The sequence below is a fragment of the Vibrio sp. 1F253 genome (assembly GCF_041439295.1).
GTDB classification, from domain to species: Bacteria; Pseudomonadota; Gammaproteobacteria; order Enterobacterales; family Vibrionaceae; genus Vibrio; species Vibrio tasmaniensis_A.
On sequence record NZ_JBGONU010000008.1, the window covers coordinates 17014 to 35925 of the forward strand.

Sequence of the window (18912 nt, forward strand, 5' to 3'; positions counted from 1 at the left end):
TAACCTATTAAATTTAGTATCAGTTTATTCTAGGAATTTATACAAATGAGCAACATCATCAAGGCTCTTGAAGAAGAGCAACTAAAATCAGACCTTCCTAAATTCGCACCAGGTGACACTGTTGTAGTTAAGGTTAAGGTAAAAGAAGGTGACCGTGAGCGTCTACAGGCTTTCGAAGGCGTTGTAATCGCTATTCGTAACCGTGGTCTACACTCTGCATTCACAGTTCGTAAGATCTCGAACGGTGAAGGCGTAGAGCGTGCGTTCCAAACTCACTCTCCAATGGTTGATAGCATCGAAGTTAAACGCCGTGGTGCAGTACGTCGTGCCAAGTTGTACTACCTACGTGAGCGTTCTGGTAAGTCAGCTCGTATTAAAGAGAAGCTTACTAAGAAGTAATTCTTTTTGCATTCTATCGATAAAAGCGGAGCCATTTGGCTCCGCTTTTTTGTGTCTGCTATTTAGAGTCTCACAGGTAAGAGATCTCCAACTTGCTCGTTCCTCACTCTTGAGGATGACGAATGACAAGCCTTGATAGGCAGTCGAACCACTGGGGAGTTTTTTGTTACGGGCAACCAGAGCTGTCATTCCCTAGACTGACGAAGGAAGGAGTAGGAAATCTCTACTCATACCATTTTACCGGCAATAAAAAAGGATTGCCGTAAACGCCAACCCTTCAAAATTTACTCGCTACTCGCTACTCGCGCCTAGTGTGGGTCTTCCGACCAACCATCGCTATCCGACATGTCTGGAGCACCAGCGATGCTGTTCTCTTCGTCAGCCCATTCCCCGAAATCAATCATCTGACATTGCTTGCTGCAAAACGGGCGGTGCGGGCTTTGTTCGCCCCATTCAACGTCAGTGTTACATTGAGGGCATTTAACGATGGTGATTTTCTTCGACATAGTGATTCTTAATTTGAAGGTGTAGTAATACCAATCGTAGCAAATAACTGGTCATCCTAGCTTGTTAAAACGCTCGATAACTTCGTTAGAAATTTTGATTGTAGAATAACTACTTATCGAAAATTTCTGTCTTGTTCTCAAGCATTTTTCCTACGCTATTTATGAACACTTACTTACTGTGATTGGCATAAGAAATAGTTTAGGCTCGAGTGAAGGCTTAAGCCAAACTATAAAAGGAAATTAATTAGCTGCAGACAGCCAATTCAAATTCGATGTCTTGTGTGCAGGCTTGCCCAGTTTCAAAGCTCATAAACTTAATGGCGAAGCGATTTTTATGCCCTGAGATCATGGGGTAGGCGCCATATTGCATCGGGATTGAAAGACGAAGGATATTTGCTTCTTCAGCATCACTCTGGAAGAAACCTGTACGAGCGATCTGATCCTTAAAGTGACCTGTCTCTCTGGTGAGCTTCAACCATAGTGTTAGTGCTTCATACAGAGGCTGTAGGCTATCCATCCATGTCTTAGCATCTCTAACTCTCTTATCAAGAGGAAGATGAAGCCAATAATGTAGAGCCGGTAAATCAAAGCAACATGAGCCACCTGGCAAGTTAAAGCGTTGACGAATAGCGCTAAGGAAGCGGTCCTCTTTTAATGATTGCCCAAAACGTTCCGCCTGCATCAGTTCACGATAGATATGACTAATATCATTGAGCAATGATGTCAGCATCTCTTGATCGACACCTTCAACATCTAACCAACTTTTATAGGTTACACGCTGTTTTTCAATATCTTTTGCGAGTTCGCTCTTAAGTTGTATCTGTTCGAATATTTCAATCAGATCAAAGATAGAACGGAAAAAGAGTTGATACTGTTGAGCATCGGAAAATGCAGAAGACAGGTGTAACTGCCTCAAGAGTGATTCAACTCTTAAGTAGATGCGTGTTTTCTCATTTAGAGGATGTTCAAATTTGTGGGTGATCATCGAGCAAACCTTCATTCAACATTGTTCTATTCTGACCCATCTACTGCACTGATTGCCAGATACTTTTGATGTAAATCTGTGATTTGAGGCAAAAGTTCTTGGTTTTTAGTATGGTTTTTAATCACGTCATCTGCAACTGCTAAGCGCTGTTCTCTTGATGCCTGTGATTTTAAAATTGATTTAACTTGTTCCCTAGGAACATTATCGCGACTCATCGTACGTTCTATTTGCACTTCTACCGGCACATCAACGATTAATACGCGATCGGTCATGCCTTGCATTTGGTTTTCAACCAATAGCGGTGCGACTAATAAAGCATAAGGGGATGTGACTTTAGACAGGTCACTGTCAATTTTGTCGCGGATCATAGGGTGAAGCAGTTCATTGAGCCATTGTTTCTCTGTGGGATCAGAAAAGATCACTTCGCGCAGTTTAGCTCGGTTTAGCGCCCCATCTTCGAGCAATACCTCTTCACCAAAATGAGTCGCAATCTGTTTTAGACCTTCACTGCCCAACGCCACCACTTCACGTGCCACGATATCAGCATCGACAATATCAATGTGAAAATGTTCGCTGAAGAGATTAGCTACCGTCGTTTTACCACTGGCGATCCCACCGCTTAATCCGATAATGATTGCCATGATTAAATCCCTAGTACAGAAGTGAAATACCAACCCATGATGTCATTGCCCCACATCAAACTTACCCAACCCGCAATCGCAAGGTATGGGCCAAACGGGAAGGCTTTATCTATGCCTTGCTGTTTCAAGCGAAGTTGAATCAAGCCGAAAACCAAACCGACAAGCGAAGATAAAAGGATGATCATCGGCAGATGTTGCCACCCCAGCCATGCACCTAATGCGGCTAGGAGTTTGAAGTCTCCATATCCCATGCCTTCTTTGCCTGTTAGTAGCTTGAACAACCAATAAACAGACCACAAAGCTAGATAGCCAGCCATTGCGCCAACGACGGAATCTTGAAGCGATACAGGACTGATGTTAAACAGTGCCAAAGCGATACCAGACCAAACTAAAGGTAAGGTGATTTGATCAGGTAACAGCATGGTATCTAGGTCGATAAAGGTTGCGGCAATCAATGCAAAGGTGAAAAAAATCAAAGCAATGGCGTAGTAACTGAAACCAAAGTGGCTAGCCACTACGGTGCATAGTATTGCAGTCAGCAGTTCGACCAATGGATAGCGAGCACTGATTGGGTTAGCACAGCTATGACACTTACCTTTCAAGAACAACCAGCTTAATACTGGAACATTGTCGACGATTCTTAATTGGGTTTTACATTTCGGGCAAGCCGAACGAGGGATACTGAGATTGAACTTCCCCTCTGGCGCTGGAATTTTATATTGAGAGAAATACTCCGAGCACTCTTGTTGCCACTCTCGTTCCATCATAATCGGTAAACGGTGTATGACTACGTTGAGGAAACTGCCAATAAGAAGGCTAAAAATGAAAGCTAATACGGGGAATAGCCAAGGATAGTAGTGAAATACTTCCATAGTGTCCTTTACCACTTAATCAATACAAGCAGTGGTTCTCTGCTTGAGGGGTGTTTGGTTGCTTTTAGCTATCCTAACACACTCATAAGATTAAAGATCGGTAAGTACATCGCGACAACCAGTCCACCAATAGCGGTGCCTAAAAATACGATGATAAGAGGTTCTAAAATCTTACCTAAATTATCGACGGTGTTGTCGACTTCAAATTCATAAATAGATGCGATTTTATTGAGCATGTCATCAAGGTTGCCAGACTCTTCTCCTATCATGACCATCTGTAAAACCATCTCAGGAAAAGCATCGGTATTGCGCATCGCGATATACATCGGCATGCCAGCGGCAGTTTCACGGTGAACCTCGATGATGGCCGATTCATAATGCAGGTTACCTGCGGTTTTGGCTGTGGTCTTCAGGCTGGTTAAAATAGGAATCCCTGAACTAAAACTGGTTGATAAGGTTCGGCTGAATTTGGCGATTGAGGCTTTGGCCAATACTCCGCCAAGAATAGGGAATCGCAAACCTAGACGGCTGAATGATAAACGAATGGAATAAGACCGTTGACGCAGTTGGTAGGTAAATAATGTGACTAACCCTATGCCAACGGCAGCATAAAGACTGTAAGCCTGTACCCAATGTGAAAGGGAGAGTACTTGTTGAGTAAACCAAGGGAGGTCTGCCCCGAAGCTTGAAAACATAGATTCAAATTCAGGAATGACCATGGTGAGCATTAAGTAAGAGACAGTCAGCGCGACAGCGACCACCATTGTGGGGTAAATCAGTGCTTTTATGACCTTAGACTTTAGCTGCTCACTCTTTTCTCTATAGGTTGCCAAGCGTTCAAAGACTTGCGCTAGGTTTCCGGAAAGCTCGCCAGTAGCGACCAAATCGGTGTACAGGTCGTCAAAGTGAGTGCTTGCCGTCCGCATCGCTTTTGATATAGGGGTTCCCGCTTCGACACCTCGGCAGATATGCAATAGAATTGATTTCATTTCAGCTTTACGGTGATTGTCTGATACTAGCTTAATGGCCTGAACGATAGGCACGCCAGTGGCAAGCATGGTCGCAAGTTGTCGAGTCAAAATGGTGATGTCTTTGGCTTTTACTCGGTGTGTTAAACGAGTGACTGCTGAGATGCTTTTCTTTTTGATTTTCTTAATCTGAATATGCTGCTCTTTGAGCTTTTCTCGTACTTCTAATTCGGCGAGTGCCAAGGTTTGACCGGACACCTTTTTGCCTGAGCTGTTTATGCCTTTCCAGTGGTAGTTTTTTAATTGTGACTGCAGTTTAGTGCTCATGAGTGCTCCGATGGATTATAGATACAGAACACGTTGCAGTTCTTGATAGCTGGTGGTGCCTTCAAGCAACTTATCGATACCGGATTCTTGCAGTGTTCTCATTCCTTCTCTACGCGCGAGATCTTCAATCTCTAACGCGTTAGGTTTATTGATCAGACTATTTTTTAGTTTGTCGGTGAACGGCATTACTTCGTAGATACCTACTCGACCGGAGTAACCCTGATTACACTCATTGCATCCTTGTGGGGTGGCTTTGTAGATATTTTGGCTGTTAGGAATAGAGTGACGTAGAAATATGTCCGGCGAGTTGTCAGCTGTTTTACAGTGGTTGCACAGTCGCCTTGCCAGTCGCTGCGCGATAATCAGGCTTAATGACGAGGCGAGGTTAAATGGTTCAATCCCCATATGGGCGAGTCGAGTCACGGTTTCCGAAGCTGAGTTAGTATGGAGTGTCGAGAGGACTAAGTGACCCGTTTGCGACGCTTTGATCGCGATCTCTGCGGTTTCTAAATCACGGATCTCACCGACCATCACTACATCAGGGTCTTGTCGCAAGAACGATCGTAGTGCTTCGGCAAACCCAAAACCGATCTTTGGCGTCACCTGTACCTGATTGATACCACACAGGTTGATCTCCACCGGATCTTCAGCTGTTGAGATATTACGCTCTGAGGTGTTAAGCATGCGAAGTCCAGTGTAAAGAGATACCGTTTTGCCACTGCCTGTGGGCCCAGTCATTAAGATCATCCCTTGGGGGCGTTTTAGGGCATTGAGATAGAGCGCTTTTTGATCCTCGCTGTAACCTAATTTATCGATATCTAAATTGGCTGCGCTGCTGTCTAGAAGACGCAGTACGATCTTTTCTCCCCACAATGTCGGTAGAGTCGACACACGCATATCGATCGCCAGCTCGTCGTTCAAACGCAGCTTAATACGGCCGTCTTGAGGTAAGCGACGTTCAGCGATATCAAGTTTGGCGAGAATCTTTAAACGAGCGGATAACCGACGGCTTAAATGAGACGCGGGCTGTTGGACCTCAACAAGAATGCCATCGCAACGCAGACGCACTCGGTAGTTTTCTTCATAAGGTTCGAAGTGGATGTCTGATGCGCCTTTACGCACCGCATCAACCAGTATCTGATTGATAAATCGACTGACAGGGGAATCGTCTTGACTGAGATCTTCAATTGAACTCATTTCATCGTCAGAGACTTCAACAAGATTGGCGAGCTCATCTTGGGTGATCTCTTTGCGTTTGGAGTCTTGCCCGGAAATAGAGCGACCATACAGCTTTCGTATGGCGCCTTCTAATTCTGAATAGTTAGCGATAACGAGTTCTATCTGCAATCCAGTCGCGAATCTAAAATCGTCTTCAGCTTGCAAGTCGGTTGGATCGGCAGAGGCGAGCGTGAGAGTAGAGTGAGAGAGGCCAACTGGGATAGCACGATACTTAGTGATCAATTCACGAAGTCCCAATTGGTCACACAAGATTTCATAGTCAGTATTGGCCAGTTGCACTAACGGCAAACCGAAAATGGTTTTGATGTTATTGGCGAGGCTCTCGTCAGAGAGGATGTCTAGAACAAGCAAAGCTTCAGGTGCAGAAATACCTGAAGCTTGTACATGTTCCGCAACGGCCTGTTCTTGAGTCAGGCTAAGTAAGTTAGCCTGACGGAGAACTGTTGGGAGGTTGGTTAGCATTAAATTTAGCTACAACCTTCAATTGACGGTACGCCAGAGTCTGGGGTGCATGACCAACCAGTGTTATCATCTCTTTTCATAGTCAATTTCTTGTTTTTGAGGCTTCCATCATTGAATTTGAACTCAATCGACTTCTTATCTGTACCAATAGATAAAGTACCTAAAGTGTTAGAACCTGCAGAGACTCCGAGTAGCGTTATCGCACCACTGATAGTGCCTTCTTCTTGAATGATTAGTTCAGCTGGAGTGACAAGTGATTTAACTGTCGCTAGCGCAGATGAAACCTGACTTTTTGTTACATAATCTTTGTATGCAGGCACAGCAATTGCCGATAGCACACCAATAATCGCAACCACAATCATCAATTCAATCAGCGTAAAGCCTTTCTGGTTTTTTCTTTTGTTTTTCATTGTTCTATTCCATTCGTTTAGTTTGTTTCAGTGCAAGCACCGGTTGATGGAGAGAATAGAAGTTGAGATCGAGAAGTGGAATGGTGTTCAGGTGTGGGCGCGAGTGGTTTTGTATTTATTAGTGTGTTGTTTCGTATAGGGCGCAAAATTATGCGATCAGCTTAGTTAACTGGTTGATATACTGATAATAAAAGCAATAAAAAGGCATGGCTGATTGCCATGCCTAGAAGTTAAGTAATTGATAGAACCATGAGATTAAGCTTTGAATCGCATTGAAAGGTCCATTGCTTTTAGATGCTTAGTCAGTGCACCCACAGAGATGTAATCGACACCTGTTTCAGCGAACTCTGCAATCGTATCTAAAGTCACGTTACCTGAGTTTTCTAGTGCTGCACGACCTGCGTTGATTTTAACCGCTTCACGCATCATGTCTGTGGTGAAGTTGTCTAGCATGATGATGTCTGCACCGGCGCTGATTGCTTGCTCTAGCTCTGCTAGGCTTTCGGTTTCAACTTCTACAGGCTTACCCGGGTTAAGCTCTTTTGCTGTCGAGATCGCTTTCTCAATGCCACCACATGCGATGATGTGGTTTTCTTTGATTAGGTAGGCATCGAAAACACCAATACGGTGGTTGAAGCCACCACCACAAGCCACAGCGTATTTTAGTGCGCTACGTAGGCCAGGAATCGTTTTGCGAGTGTCTAACAGGCGGCATTCTGTGTGTTTGATTTTGTCAGCGTAGATTGCTGTCGCCGTCGCACAACCAGATAGTGTTTGAATGAAGTTCATTGCGTTACGCTCACCGGTTAAAAGTGCGCGAGCAGGGCCTGTTAGCGTGCAAAGTGTTTGGTTTGGTTCAACTTTGTCACCGTCTTCTACATTCCACTCGATAGTGACTTCACCGCCCAATTGCTTAAACACTTCATCAGCCCAAGCTTTACCACAGAACACACCGTACTCACGGGTAATGATGGTTGCGCTGTTGATTGCGTCTGCAGGGATTAGACTTGCCGTAATATCAGCCGCTGGATCTAACGTTCCACCTAGATCTTCTTTGATGGTCTCAGCGACTGCGCGAGTGATCTCTAGCGGCAGTTGCTCTTTTAAGTAATCAAGGCGTTGGTGGCTGTTATGTGTGTTTTTCATCGCAAATCTAATCTTGAAAGGGAGTGGGAATGGAATGATACTCTTGCTTAACTTCAAATTAAAGAGGCTAGCGCGACTGCTCTATGGGCAAAGTCACAATCTTATTGCGCTAGTAGAAAAGAAAGCGAGACTAAGATGACGATGAGCTTCAACGGATGGTACGACAATGCTCGGCATGTTCCTTCTCCGTATTTTGATGCTAGACCCAGCACCGACGATATCTCTCTGCTGGTGGTCCATAACATTAGTTTACCACCTGGCCAATTTGGCGGCCCTTACATTGAACAGTTTTTCACGGGCAAACTTGATCCGACAGATCATCCATTTTTTAAAGTGATTCATCAAATGGGCGTTTCGGCACATTGCTTGATTCGCCGTGATGGTGAGGTGGTACAGTTTGTGTCATTTCTTGACCGAGCTTGGCACGCAGGCCAGTCGAGCTTTGCGGGGCGTAAAAGGTGTAATGATTACTCGATTGGTATTGAGCTGGAAGGAAGCGACTTTATCGCTTATACAGAGCAGCAGTACCAAGCGCTTACTCGATTAACAGAAACGATCGTATCGACTTTCCCTCAAATAACCACCGAACGTATCACCGGTCATCAATATATAGCCCCGCTACGCAAAACTGACCCTGGCTTGGTTTTCGACTGGCAGAAGTTTAAAGGCGAGCTCAAGGTTTAAGCCTCATTATTGAAGGTGCTCTATTGTTGCTGGTGGTTGAATAGTCAACGCCTGGCATAATCACTTGTGAATTTTTGTTGTTGCGATGTAAATAAAGTGGTTAGGGGGAGGGCGTCAATAAATCGAGAGTGTGACGAGCTTATCAAACGATCTAATATTAAAACTTATGAACAGGATTTCTACCTCTAATGTGCGCTTGGTTTGATTTTTAATCAAGTGGCACTCATCTTTCTGAAACAATCCATTTTTATCCTGAAACTTTCTAGCACGGATACTCCCCAAAAGTATTACCCCTGTAAATGGTAAGACCAAATTGGTTGCTGTTTTAAATTTCATTTGTTAAATCATGGTTAATTCGTGCTGTGTTCTATGATTCAGGTCAATTTTAGTCTGGACAGTGGCGTTTTAATTATGTTAATTTCTGCCCAACTTAAAATTGGTAATACCAATTGTCAGCGAAGAAAAAGAAGAACAACAAACTATGGCTTATCAAAGGATTCGTCAGCCAAAACTCTCGGACGTTATCGAACAAGAGTTAGAAAGGTTGATAGTGGAAGGAACACTGGCTCCAGGGCAGCAACTGCCGCCTGAGCGTGAACTGGCGAAACAGTTCGATGTGTCTCGTCCTTCAATCCGAGAAGCGATACAACGTTTAGAAGCAAAACGCTTGCTTACTCGCCGTCAAGGTGGAGGTACGTTTGTTAGCGAAAATATCTGGAAAAGCTTTTCAGATCCTTTGCTTAATTTGTTGTCCTCCCATTCTGAAACCCAACTAGACTTGTTGGAATCGCGTCATGCGATGGAAGGGATTTCGGCTTACTTCGCGGCATTACGTGGTACTGATGAAGACTTTGCTCGAATTCAAGCATGCCAAGAAAAAATTCGCGGTGCGCAAGATAAGGGTGATATTGAAGCCGAGTCTGCAGCTGTGATGGCTTTTCTTATTGCTTTAACAGAGGCAGCACACAATGTGGTGTTATTGCACATTGTTCGTAGCTTGGCTCCGTTACTCGAACAAAATGTCTTAGAAAATTTAAAGCTGTTGCATCGTCGTAAAGACGTTGTGGAGAAAGTGAGTATACATCGAGCTAACATTGTAGATGCGATCGTTTCAGGGCAGCCAGAACAGGCGCGTGAAATGTCACATTCTCATTTAGCTTACATCGAAGAAACATTGCTGGATTTGACCAAAGAAGAGTCGCGCCGCGAACGTTCTTTACGTCGAATTCAACAGGGTAAATAGCCGTAATACTTCGGCTTTTTACGTGTTTAGTAGAATCCAACTAACAAAAAGGATAGATCGCCATGTCTAACATGAAGCATGACGTTGATGCTCTGGAAACTCAAGATTGGTTAGAAGCTCTTGAGTCAGTAGTACGTGAAGAAGGTGTAGAACGTGCACAGTTTTTACTAGAACAAGTTCTAGATAAAGCGCGTTTAGATGGTGTTGATATGGCTACAGGCATCAACACAAACTACATCAACACAATTCCAGCAGCACAAGAGCCAGCTTACCCTGGTGACGTAACTCTTGAGCGTCGTATTCGTTCGATTATTCGCTGGAACGCAATCATGATCGTATTGCGTGCTTCTAAGAAAGACCTAGACCTTGGTGGTCACATGGCTTCTTACCAGTCAGCTGCAGCGTTCTACGAAGTATGTTTCAACCACTTCTTCCGTGCTCCAAATGAGACGGACGGTGGCGATCTAGTTTATTACCAAGGTCACATCTCTCCAGGTATCTACTCTCGAGCATTCGTTGAAGGTCGTCTAACTGAAGATCAGCTAGATAACTTCCGTCAAGAAGTTGATGGTAAAGGTATCCCTTCTTACCCGCATCCTAAACTGATGCCTGAGTTCTGGCAGTTCCCGACAGTATCTATGGGTCTAGGCCCTATCTCTGCTATCTACCAAGCGCGCTTCCTTAAGTACCTTGAAGGTCGTGGCATGAAAGATACTTCAGGTCAGCGTGTATACGCGTTCCTAGGTGACGGTGAGATGGATGAGCCAGAATCACGTGGTGCTATCTCTTTCGCTGCGCGTGAGAAGCTAGACAACCTATGTTTCCTAATCAACTGTAACCTACAGCGTCTAGACGGCCCTGTAATGGGTAACGGTAGCATCATCCAAGAACTTGAAGGCCTATTTAAAGGCGCCGGTTGGAACGTTGTTAAAGTTATCTGGGGTAGCAACTGGGATTCTCTGCTAGCTAAAGACACGACTGGTAAGCTTCTTCAACTAATGAACGAAACTATCGATGGTGACTACCAGACATTCAAATCTAAAGATGGCGCATACGTACGTGAGCACTTCTTTGGTAAGTACCCAGAAACAGCTGCACTAGTTGCAGACATGACTGATGACGAAATCTTCGCTCTTAAGCGTGGTGGTCACGAGTCTTCTAAGCTGTACGCAGCTTACACAAATGCAGCAGAAACTAAAGGTCGTCCGACAGTAATCCTAGCGAAGACTGTTAAAGGTTACGGCATGGGTGAAGCGGCTGAAGGTAAGAACATAGCGCACCAAGTTAAGAAGATGGACATGACTCACGTACTACACCTACGTGATCGCCTAGGTCTTCAAGATATCTTAACTGACGAAGCAGTAAAAGAACTTCCATACCTGAAGCTTGAAGAAGGTTCAGCTGAGTATGAATACCTACATGCACGTCGTAAAGACCTAAAAGGTTACACGCCACAGCGTTTACCTAAGTTCACTCAAGAATTCAAAACCCCTGAGCTAGAAGAGTTCGCACCTCTACTAGGTGAGCAGAAGCGTGATATCTCTACAACTATGGCTTACGTACGTACGCTAAACATCTTGCTTAAGAACAAGAACATTGGTAAGAATATCGTTCCTATCATCTGTGACGAAGCTCGTACGTTCGGTATGGAAGGTCTATTCCGTCAGATTGGTATCTACAACCCACACGGTCAAGAATACACGCCAGAAGATAAAGGCATTGTTTCTTACTACAAAGAAGCGACTTCAGGTCAGGTTCTACAAGAAGGCATCAACGAGCTAGGTTCAATGGCTTCTTGGGTTGCAGCTGCAACATCATACAGCACGAACGATCTCCCAATGATCCCGTTCTACATCTACTACTCAATGTTTGGTTTCCAACGTGTAGGCGATATGGCGTGGATGGCTGGTGACCAACAAGCTCGTGGCTTCCTACTAGGTGCTACTGCAGGTCGTACAACACTGAATGGTGAAGGTCTACAGCACGAAGATGGTCACTCGCACATTCAAGCGAACACGATCCCTAACTGTATCTCTTACGATCCAACGTTTGCTTACGAGCTAGCGGTTATCATGCAAGACGGTATCCGTCGCATGTACGGTGAGAACCAAGAGAACGTTTACTACTACCTAACAGTAATGAACGAGAACTACGCAATGCCAGCTATGCCAGAAGGCGCTGAAGAAGGCATTCGTAAGGGTATCTACAAGCTTGAGTCTCACGCTGGTGCTAAGGGCAAAGTTCAACTAATGAGCTCTGGTACTATCATGAACGAAGCGCGTAAAGCCGCTGAAATTCTAAGCGAAGAGTACGGCGTAGCATCTGACGTATTCTCTGTAACGTCGTTCAACGAACTAACTCGTGACGGCCAAGCGGTAGAGCGTGACAACATGCTTCACCCAGAAGCTGAAGAGAAAGTACCGTACATCACGACTGTTCTTGGTAAAGAACCTGCAATCGCAGTGACTGACTACATGAAGAACTACGCTGAGCAAGTACGTGCGTACATGCCAACTGAGTCTTACAAAGTACTTGGTACAGATGGTTTCGGCCGTTCTGACAGCCGTGCAAACCTACGTCGTCACTTCGAAGTTAACGCTGGCTACATCGTAGTTGCAGCTCTAACTGAACTGGCTAAACGTGGTGATATCGAGAAGTCTGTTGTTGCTGAAGCAATTGCTAAGTTCGATATCGACACTGAAAAAACTAACCCGCAATACGCATAAGACTGGCATTAAGGTAGGTAAATACAATGACAATCGAAATTAATGTACCAGACATCGGTGCTGACGAGGTTGAAGTAACTGAGATTCTTGTAAACGTTGGCGACAAGGTTGAAGAAGAGCAGTCACTGATCACTGTTGAAGGCGACAAAGCTTCAATGGAAGTTCCTGCGTCTCAAGCGGGTATCGTTAAAGAAATCAAGATTTCAGAAGGTGATTCTGTTTCTACTGGTTCTCTTATCATGATCTTCGAAGCGGAAGGTGCTGCAGCAGCACCGGCTGCTCCAGCAGTTGAAGCGGCGGCACCAGTTGCAGCTGCTCCTGCAGCAGCTGAGCTTAAAGAAGTTCACGTTCCTGATATCGGCGGTGATGAAGTTGAAGTAACTGAAATCATGGTAGCTATCGGCGACGCAGTAGAAGAAGAGCAATCTCTTCTTACTGTTGAAGGTGACAAGGCTTCAATGGAAGTACCTGCACCATTCGCTGGTATCGTTAAAGAAATCAAGATCGCTTCTGGTGATTCAGTATCTACTGGTTCTCTAGTGATGGTATTTGAAGTGGCAGGTTCTGACGCTCCAGTTGCAGCAGCTCCTGCTCCAGCGGCGGCACCAGTTGCAGCGGCTCCAGCAGCATCTGCTGAGAAAGAAGTGAACGTTCCTGATATCGGTGGCGACGAAGTAGAAGTTACTGAAATCATGGTAGCGGTTGGCGATACAGTAGAAGAAGAGCAATCTCTAATTACTGTTGAAGGCGACAAAGCTTCAATGGAAGTGCCTGCACCATTCGCTGGTACAGTAAAAGAGATCAAGATTGCAGCTGGCGACAAAGTGTCAACAGGCTCTTCAATCATGACTTTCGTTGTGGCCGGCACTCCGGTTGAAGGCGCAGCTCCAGTAGCGGCTCCAGCTCCAGCACAAGCAGCAGCTCCGGCAGCAGCACCTGCACCTAAAGCTGAAGCAGTAGCTCCAGCAGCTGGCGACTTCCAAGAGAACGGCGAGTACGCTCACGCATCTCCAGTTGTTCGTCGTCTAGCTCGTGAATTCGGTGTGAACCTAGCGAAAGTTAAAGGTACTGGTCGTAAGAGTCGTGTACTTAAAGAAGACGTTCAGTCTTACGTTAAAGATGCACTTAAGCGTCTTGAGTCTGGTGCAGCAGCATCTGGCAAAGGCGGCGATGGTTCTGCTCTTGGTCTACTACCATGGCCAAAAGTTGACTTCAGCAAGTTCGGCGAAACGGAAGTTCAGAAGCTTTCTAAGATTAAGAAGATCTCTGGCGCTAACCTGCACCGTAACTGGGTAATGATCCCTCACGTTACACAGTGGGACAACGCAGATATCACTGAGCTAGAAGCATTCCGTAAAGAACAGAACGCAATCGAAGCGAAGAAAGACACTGGCATGAAGATCACTCCACTTGTGTTCATCATGAAAGCTGTTGCTAAAGCGTTAGAAGCATTCCCAGCATTTAACTCTTCTCTTTCTGAAGATGGCGAAAGCATCATTCTTAAGAAGTACGTAAACGTGGGTATCGCTGTTGATACACCAAACGGCCTAGTTGTTCCTGTCTTCAAAGACGTGAACAAGAAAGGCATTTACGAGCTATCTGAAGAGCTAATGGCTGTTTCTAAGAAAGCACGCTCTGGTAAGCTAACAGCGGCAGACATGCAAGGCGGTTGTTTCACAATCTCTAGCCTTGGTGGTATTGGCGGTACTGCATTTACACCAATCGTAAATGCTCCAGAAGTAGGTATCCTAGGTGTATCTAAGTCTGAGATTAAGCCAGTTTGGAATGGCAAAGAGTTCCAACCACGTCTACAGCTTCCACTGTCTCTATCATACGATCACCGTGTGATCGATGGTGCTGAAGGTGCACGCTTCATTACTTTCCTAAACAGCGCACTATCTGACATTCGTCGTCTAGTACTGTAATTGAGAAAGTAATTATTAAGGTGACTTTCGGGTCACCTTAATTCTTTATATAAAGACTATTTTTAGAGAACAGTTTCCGGCATTTCTCATAAACTGCGGGGGAATTGTTGTCTAGCTCACAGGCTAACTTAAAGCTACTTTCACACTGTTAACATCTCTGTAAAATGTTTCCTGTTTGAAAGCCCAATAATTTTAAGAACATCTACTCAGCCTGTTAGGGATAATGACTACAAGAGGTCACAATGAGCAAAGAAATTAAAGCCCAAGTTGTTGTACTTGGTTCAGGTCCTGCTGGCTACTCAGCGGCATTCCGTTGTGCGGATTTAGGTCTAGAAACAGTACTAGTTGAACGTTACAGCACTCTTGGTGGTGTATGTCTAAACGTTGGTTGTATTCCATCAAAAGCACTTCTTCACGTATCTAAAGTAATTGAAGAAGCAAAAGCGATGGCAGAGCACGGCGTTGTATTCGGCGAGCCACAAACGGACATCAACAAAGTTCGTATCTGGAAAGACAAAGTAGTTGATCAACTGACTGGCGGTCTTGGCGGTATGGCTAAGATGCGTAATGTTACTGTTGTTAACGGTTTCGGTAAGTTTACTGGTCCTAACAGCATCGAAGTTGTTGGCGAAGAAACGACAACAATTAACTTTGATAATGCAATCATTGCAGCGGGTTCTCGCCCAATCAAACTTCCGTTCATCCCACATGAAGACCCACGCATTTGGGATTCTACGGATGCACTAGAACTAAACGAAGTACCAGAAAAACTGCTTATCATGGGCGGCGGTATCATCGGTCTTGAGATGGGTACGGTTTACCACTCTCTAGGTTCTAAAGTTGAAGTTGTTGAGATGTTCGATCAAGTTATCCCAGCTGCGGATAAAGACATCGTTAAAGTCTTCACTAAACGCATCAAGAACAAGTTCAAGCTAATGCTTGAAACTAAAGTTACTGCTGTTGAAGCGAAAGAAGATGGTATCTACGTTTCAATGGAAGGCAAAAAAGCACCAGCTGAAGCTGAGCGCTACGATGCTGTTCTTGTTGCTATCGGTCGTGTTCCAAACGGTGCACTTATCGACGCTGAAAAAGCGGGTATCGAAGTTGATGAGCGTGGTTTCATCAATGTTGATAAGCAAATGCGTACTAACGTTCCTCACATCCACGCGATCGGTGACGTTGTTGGTCAACCAATGCTTGCTCACAAAGGTGTGCATGAAGGTCACGTAGCTGCTGAAGTTATCTCTGGTAAGAAGCACTACTTCGATCCTAAAGTAATCCCATCAATTGCGTACACTGAGCCAGAAGTAGCTTGGGTAGGTAAGACTGAGAAAGAAGCGAAAGCGGAAGGCCTGAACTACGAAGTTGCTACTTTCCCTTGGGCTGCTTCTGGTCGTGCAATCGCTTCAGACTGTGCTGACGGTATGACTAAGATGATCTTCGATAAAGAGACTCATCGCGTAATCGGTGGTGCTGTTGTTGGTACTAACGGTGGTGAACTTCTTGGCGAAATCGGCCTAGCAATCGAAATGGGTTGTGATGCAGAAGATATCGCACTGACTATCCACGCTCACCCAACTCTACACGAGTCTGTTGGTCTTGCTGCGGAAGTATTCGAAGGTTCAATCACTGACCTTCCAAATAAGAAAGCAGTGAAAAAGAAAAAGTAAATACTCTTCATACTTGAAGCCGCAGCGTTGTTAACTGCGTAAGTTCACCCTAATCACATAGTAAATCTATGCTCATAGGGCTGAACTTCAGTCACTTAACAAAGAAAGGGTCACCTAGCTGCAACTCCAATTATTTTGAGTATATCTAGATTATAAAAGCCGCTGATTCGTCAGCGGCTTTTTTATGTCTGAAGAAAGATGGCTGCCTGCCTGTAAGAGATCCCCAACTCGCTCGTCCCTCGCTCTTGAGGATGACGAAGTGAAGTGTTGAAGCTTATGCTTTGATGATATCACTAGCGTAAAGGTGAGAACTGTAGCTCTATACTCCTGTCATTCTCTAGACTGACGAAGGAAGGAATAGGGAATTGATTAGGTGAGAGGAAATAAAAAAGGGTTAGCGTAAAAGCCAACCCTTTAGTTTTGTTCGAAGATCGAATCTACTTATAAATGCACAGCATGTTCAAGTAGCTATCCGTCAAGGTCGAAAGTTCTTCTTGCGTATCTACACGTTTCGCTTGGATGAATAGCGAGTAGCAAATGCCGTGGAATAGATTTGCTAGATGTTTAGGATCGTGATCGTCACAGACTTCGCCGCGTTCAATCGCCTTGCTAAACATGTTTTGTACCAACATCTGGTTAGTGCGGTTAGTGGTTACAAACAGAGGCCATACTTCATCACGAGTCGAAGCGCTCCATTCAAACCATACATTTAACCAATTGCTATCTTGAGCCACTAACGTCACCATTTCAGTCGCAATATTATGTAGATTTTCTTTTGCGTGAATATCTAGGTCAATGTTGTCTGAAAGGAAGTTCGAGAATTGACGAACAACGTGGTTAAGTACTTCATCAACCAGATCTTCACGGGTAGGGAAGTAGTTAAATACTGTTGCTACTGACACCTGAGCGATGTCGGCAATGTCAGCGTGTCCACCGCGGCCAATGCCACGGCGAGAGAATACTTCAAGTGCGATTTCCATCAATTGAAGTTTTCTTTTTAAGGGTGAAAGCCTAGTTCTAGGTCTCTTCGTTATTGAGTCCATATTGTTTTTCCTTGCCAACGAATTTTTATATTAATGATTTTATTATTATTTAAGCCAAGATGAGTGTAATGGTGCATATGTGAATGGTCAATCCCTTGTGCTTGTTTTATAGACAGTTACATCAAACTTGATACATAAAGCGTGATCAGTGTTGATGTGAAAGGATGCGAGTATTGGATAACGCACCAATGCACATTTCATTGAGAATCTAACAGTAAATTCGAACCATAAGGTGGTGTGGGTATTTGAGCAGTGCTAGACTTACGCACAAAATTGAGCGACACAACTGACGAAAGTGTCAACATTCGTCGCAATCACCAAATAAAATGAGAGCAGTATGAAGCATACAGTTGAAGTCATGATCTCTGAGCAAGAAGTTCAGGATCGAGTGAACGAACTAGGCAAGCAGATCACGGAGCACTACCAAGGTAGCGAAGATCTAGTTTTAGTTGGCTTATTGCGCGGATCTTTTGTCTTTATGGCGGATCTTGCTCGTGCTATCGATTTAACTCACCAAGTGGATTTCATGACAGCCTCTAGCTACGGCAACGGCATGGAAAGCTCACGTGATGTTCGTATTTTGAAAGACCTTGATGATGACATCCAAGGTAAAGATGTTCTACTTGTAGAAGACATTATCGATACTGGTAACACGCTGACTAAAGTAAAAGAAATTCTGAGCCTGCGTGGTCCTAAATCTATCGAAATTTGTACGTTATTAGACAAGCCTTCTCGTCGTGAAGTCATTGTAGACACAAAGTGGATTGGTTTTGAAATCCCAGATGAATTCGTTGTTGGTGTGGGTATCGACTACGCACAAAAATATCGTCACCTACCGTACATCGGTAAAGTTGTACCTCAAGAGTAATAACGGCTCTGTTGAACACAAACAAAAAAGGCTCGCACAATGCGAGCCTTTCTTATATCTATTCTTTCTTATATCTATTGGTTAGACGTTAAGAATTAACCTAGGATTGGAGACGATAGGATTTTATCAAGTGCCGCTAAATGGCTGTTTTCTAAAGTGTCATTACTTGAGCAACGAACACCAAGATCTTGCAGTTTGCCATTACCAATACCATAAACCACACCGTGGATTTCAATATCTTGTCCACGTTCCCATGCGCTTTGCATGATGGTCGAGTTACCAAGATTGTAGACTTGTTCTGCAACGTTAATTTCGCATAACTTGTCACCCCATTGTTCACGAGGCAGAGATTCAATTTGCTTACGGTACTTAAGATAGTTATCGCGTATGTGGAGTAGCCAGTTGTTGATAAGACCCAGTTTAGGGTTATCTATCGCTGCGTTAACACCGCCACAGCCGTAGTGACCACAAACAATAACGTGTTTCACTTTGAGTACATCGACAGCGTATTGCACTACTGATAAGCAGTTTAGGTCGGTATGAACTACTTGATTAGCGACATTTCGGTGAACAAACAGTTCGCCAGAATACAAACCAGTGAGACGCTCGGCTGGAACGCGGCTATCTGAGCAGCCTATCCATAGAAAACCAGGGCTTTGACCCTCTTCAAGCGTTGTAAAATACTCTGGTCGTTGAGAGCGAATTTCTTCTGACCATTTAGAGTTGTTTTCAAAAAGCTGTTTAATCTCTGGCATTTTGCGTCTTACATCCCTTAATTAAGAACTCTAACTATACACA

General features: G+C 44.4%; 16 protein-coding genes and 1 pseudogene. 7 read left to right on the forward strand and 10 right to left on the reverse strand.

Annotated elements, in window-relative coordinates; translation table 11 throughout:
• Positions 1 to 45: 45 nt before the first annotated feature.
• On the forward strand, positions 46 to 399 hold the full coding sequence (rplS, locus tag ACED28_RS06205) for a 50S ribosomal protein L19 (RefSeq protein ID WP_009847607.1): 354 nt from the start codon (positions 46 to 48) through the stop codon (positions 397 to 399).
• A 308-nt stretch (positions 400 to 707) separates the two neighbouring features.
• Here the strand turns inward: rplS and yacG are convergent, their stop codons facing one another.
• From yacG to nadC, 8 genes are all read right to left on the reverse strand, one after another.
• Positions 708 to 905, reverse strand: coding sequence for a DNA gyrase inhibitor YacG (yacG, locus tag ACED28_RS06210; protein ID WP_017056605.1), 198 nt, complete (start codon positions 903 to 905; stop codon positions 708 to 710).
• A 244-nt stretch (positions 906 to 1149) separates the two neighbouring features.
• A complete protein-coding gene (zapD, locus tag ACED28_RS06215; protein WP_371709501.1) occupies positions 1150 to 1890 on the reverse strand; it encodes a cell division protein ZapD in 741 nt (246 codons plus the stop codon).
• Positions 1891 to 1916: 26 nt separating this feature from the next.
• Positions 1917 to 2531: a dephospho-CoA kinase gene (coaE, locus tag ACED28_RS06220; RefSeq protein ID WP_371709502.1), complete on the reverse strand. Its 615-nt coding sequence runs from the start codon at positions 2529 to 2531 to the stop codon at positions 1917 to 1919.
• Between the two features lie 2 nt (positions 2532 to 2533).
• The gene (locus tag ACED28_RS06225) at positions 2534 to 3403 is read right to left on the reverse strand and encodes an A24 family peptidase (protein WP_086048774.1); all 870 of its coding nucleotides are present in this window, start codon (positions 3401 to 3403) and stop codon (positions 2534 to 2536) included.
• A gap of 68 nt (positions 3404 to 3471) precedes the next feature.
• Entirely contained in the window at positions 3472 to 4698 is a 1227-nt protein-coding gene (locus ACED28_RS06230) for a type II secretion system F family protein (protein ID WP_017097337.1), read from the reverse strand.
• 15 nt (positions 4699 to 4713) lie between these two features.
• Positions 4714 to 6399, reverse strand: a complete 1686-nt coding sequence (gene pilB, locus ACED28_RS06235) for a type IV-A pilus assembly ATPase PilB (RefSeq protein WP_371709503.1) — start codon at positions 6397 to 6399, stop codon at positions 4714 to 4716.
• 5 nt (positions 6400 to 6404) lie between these two features.
• Positions 6405 to 6809 (reverse strand): pilin, encoded by a 405-nt coding sequence (locus ACED28_RS06240; protein WP_371709504.1) that lies wholly within the window; start codon positions 6807 to 6809, stop codon positions 6405 to 6407.
• Between the two features lie 255 nt (positions 6810 to 7064).
• Positions 7065 to 7955, reverse strand: coding sequence for a carboxylating nicotinate-nucleotide diphosphorylase (gene nadC, locus ACED28_RS06245; RefSeq protein ID WP_371709505.1), 891 nt, complete (start codon positions 7953 to 7955; stop codon positions 7065 to 7067).
• A gap of 83 nt (positions 7956 to 8038) precedes the next feature.
• On the opposite strand from nadC, the pseudogene ampD reads away from it, so the two are divergent.
• The 5 genes and pseudogenes from ampD to lpdA all read left to right on the forward strand — a co-directional run bounded on the left by ampD (position 8039) and on the right by lpdA (position 16203).
• Positions 8039 to 8639: pseudogene (gene ampD, locus ACED28_RS06250) on the forward strand (1,6-anhydro-N-acetylmuramyl-L-alanine amidase AmpD).
• A 481-nt stretch (positions 8640 to 9120) separates the two neighbouring features.
• A complete protein-coding gene (pdhR, locus tag ACED28_RS06255) occupies positions 9121 to 9882 on the forward strand; it encodes a pyruvate dehydrogenase complex transcriptional repressor PdhR (RefSeq protein WP_029225519.1) in 762 nt (253 codons plus the stop codon).
• 62 nt (positions 9883 to 9944) lie between these two features.
• Positions 9945 to 12608 (forward strand): pyruvate dehydrogenase (acetyl-transferring), homodimeric type, encoded by a 2664-nt coding sequence (gene aceE, locus ACED28_RS06260; RefSeq protein ID WP_017101226.1) that lies wholly within the window; start codon positions 9945 to 9947, stop codon positions 12606 to 12608.
• Positions 12609 to 12634: 26 nt separating this feature from the next.
• Positions 12635 to 14533, forward strand: a complete 1899-nt coding sequence (aceF, locus tag ACED28_RS06265; RefSeq protein ID WP_371709506.1) for a pyruvate dehydrogenase complex dihydrolipoyllysine-residue acetyltransferase — start codon at positions 12635 to 12637, stop codon at positions 14531 to 14533.
• A 242-nt stretch (positions 14534 to 14775) separates the two neighbouring features.
• Positions 14776 to 16203 (forward strand): dihydrolipoyl dehydrogenase, encoded by a 1428-nt coding sequence (gene lpdA / locus ACED28_RS06270; protein ID WP_017106891.1) that lies wholly within the window; start codon positions 14776 to 14778, stop codon positions 16201 to 16203.
• A 437-nt stretch (positions 16204 to 16640) separates the two neighbouring features.
• Here lpdA and ACED28_RS06275 read toward each other — a convergent pair whose 3' ends face one another.
• Positions 16641 to 17246, reverse strand: a complete 606-nt coding sequence (locus tag ACED28_RS06275; RefSeq protein WP_012604737.1) for a LuxR/HapR/OpaR family quorum-sensing transcriptional regulator — start codon at positions 17244 to 17246, stop codon at positions 16641 to 16643.
• 337 nt (positions 17247 to 17583) lie between these two features.
• Between ACED28_RS06275 and hpt the strand changes: the two genes are divergently transcribed.
• Complete coding sequence (hpt, locus tag ACED28_RS06280; protein ID WP_009847591.1) at positions 17584 to 18114, forward strand: hypoxanthine phosphoribosyltransferase; 531 nt, start codon at positions 17584 to 17586, stop codon at positions 18112 to 18114.
• 95 nt (positions 18115 to 18209) lie between these two features.
• Here hpt and can read toward each other — a convergent pair whose 3' ends face one another.
• Positions 18210 to 18869, reverse strand: coding sequence for a carbonate dehydratase (gene can, locus ACED28_RS06285; protein WP_009847590.1), 660 nt, complete (start codon positions 18867 to 18869; stop codon positions 18210 to 18212).
• Between the last annotated feature and the right edge of the window lie 43 nt (positions 18870 to 18912).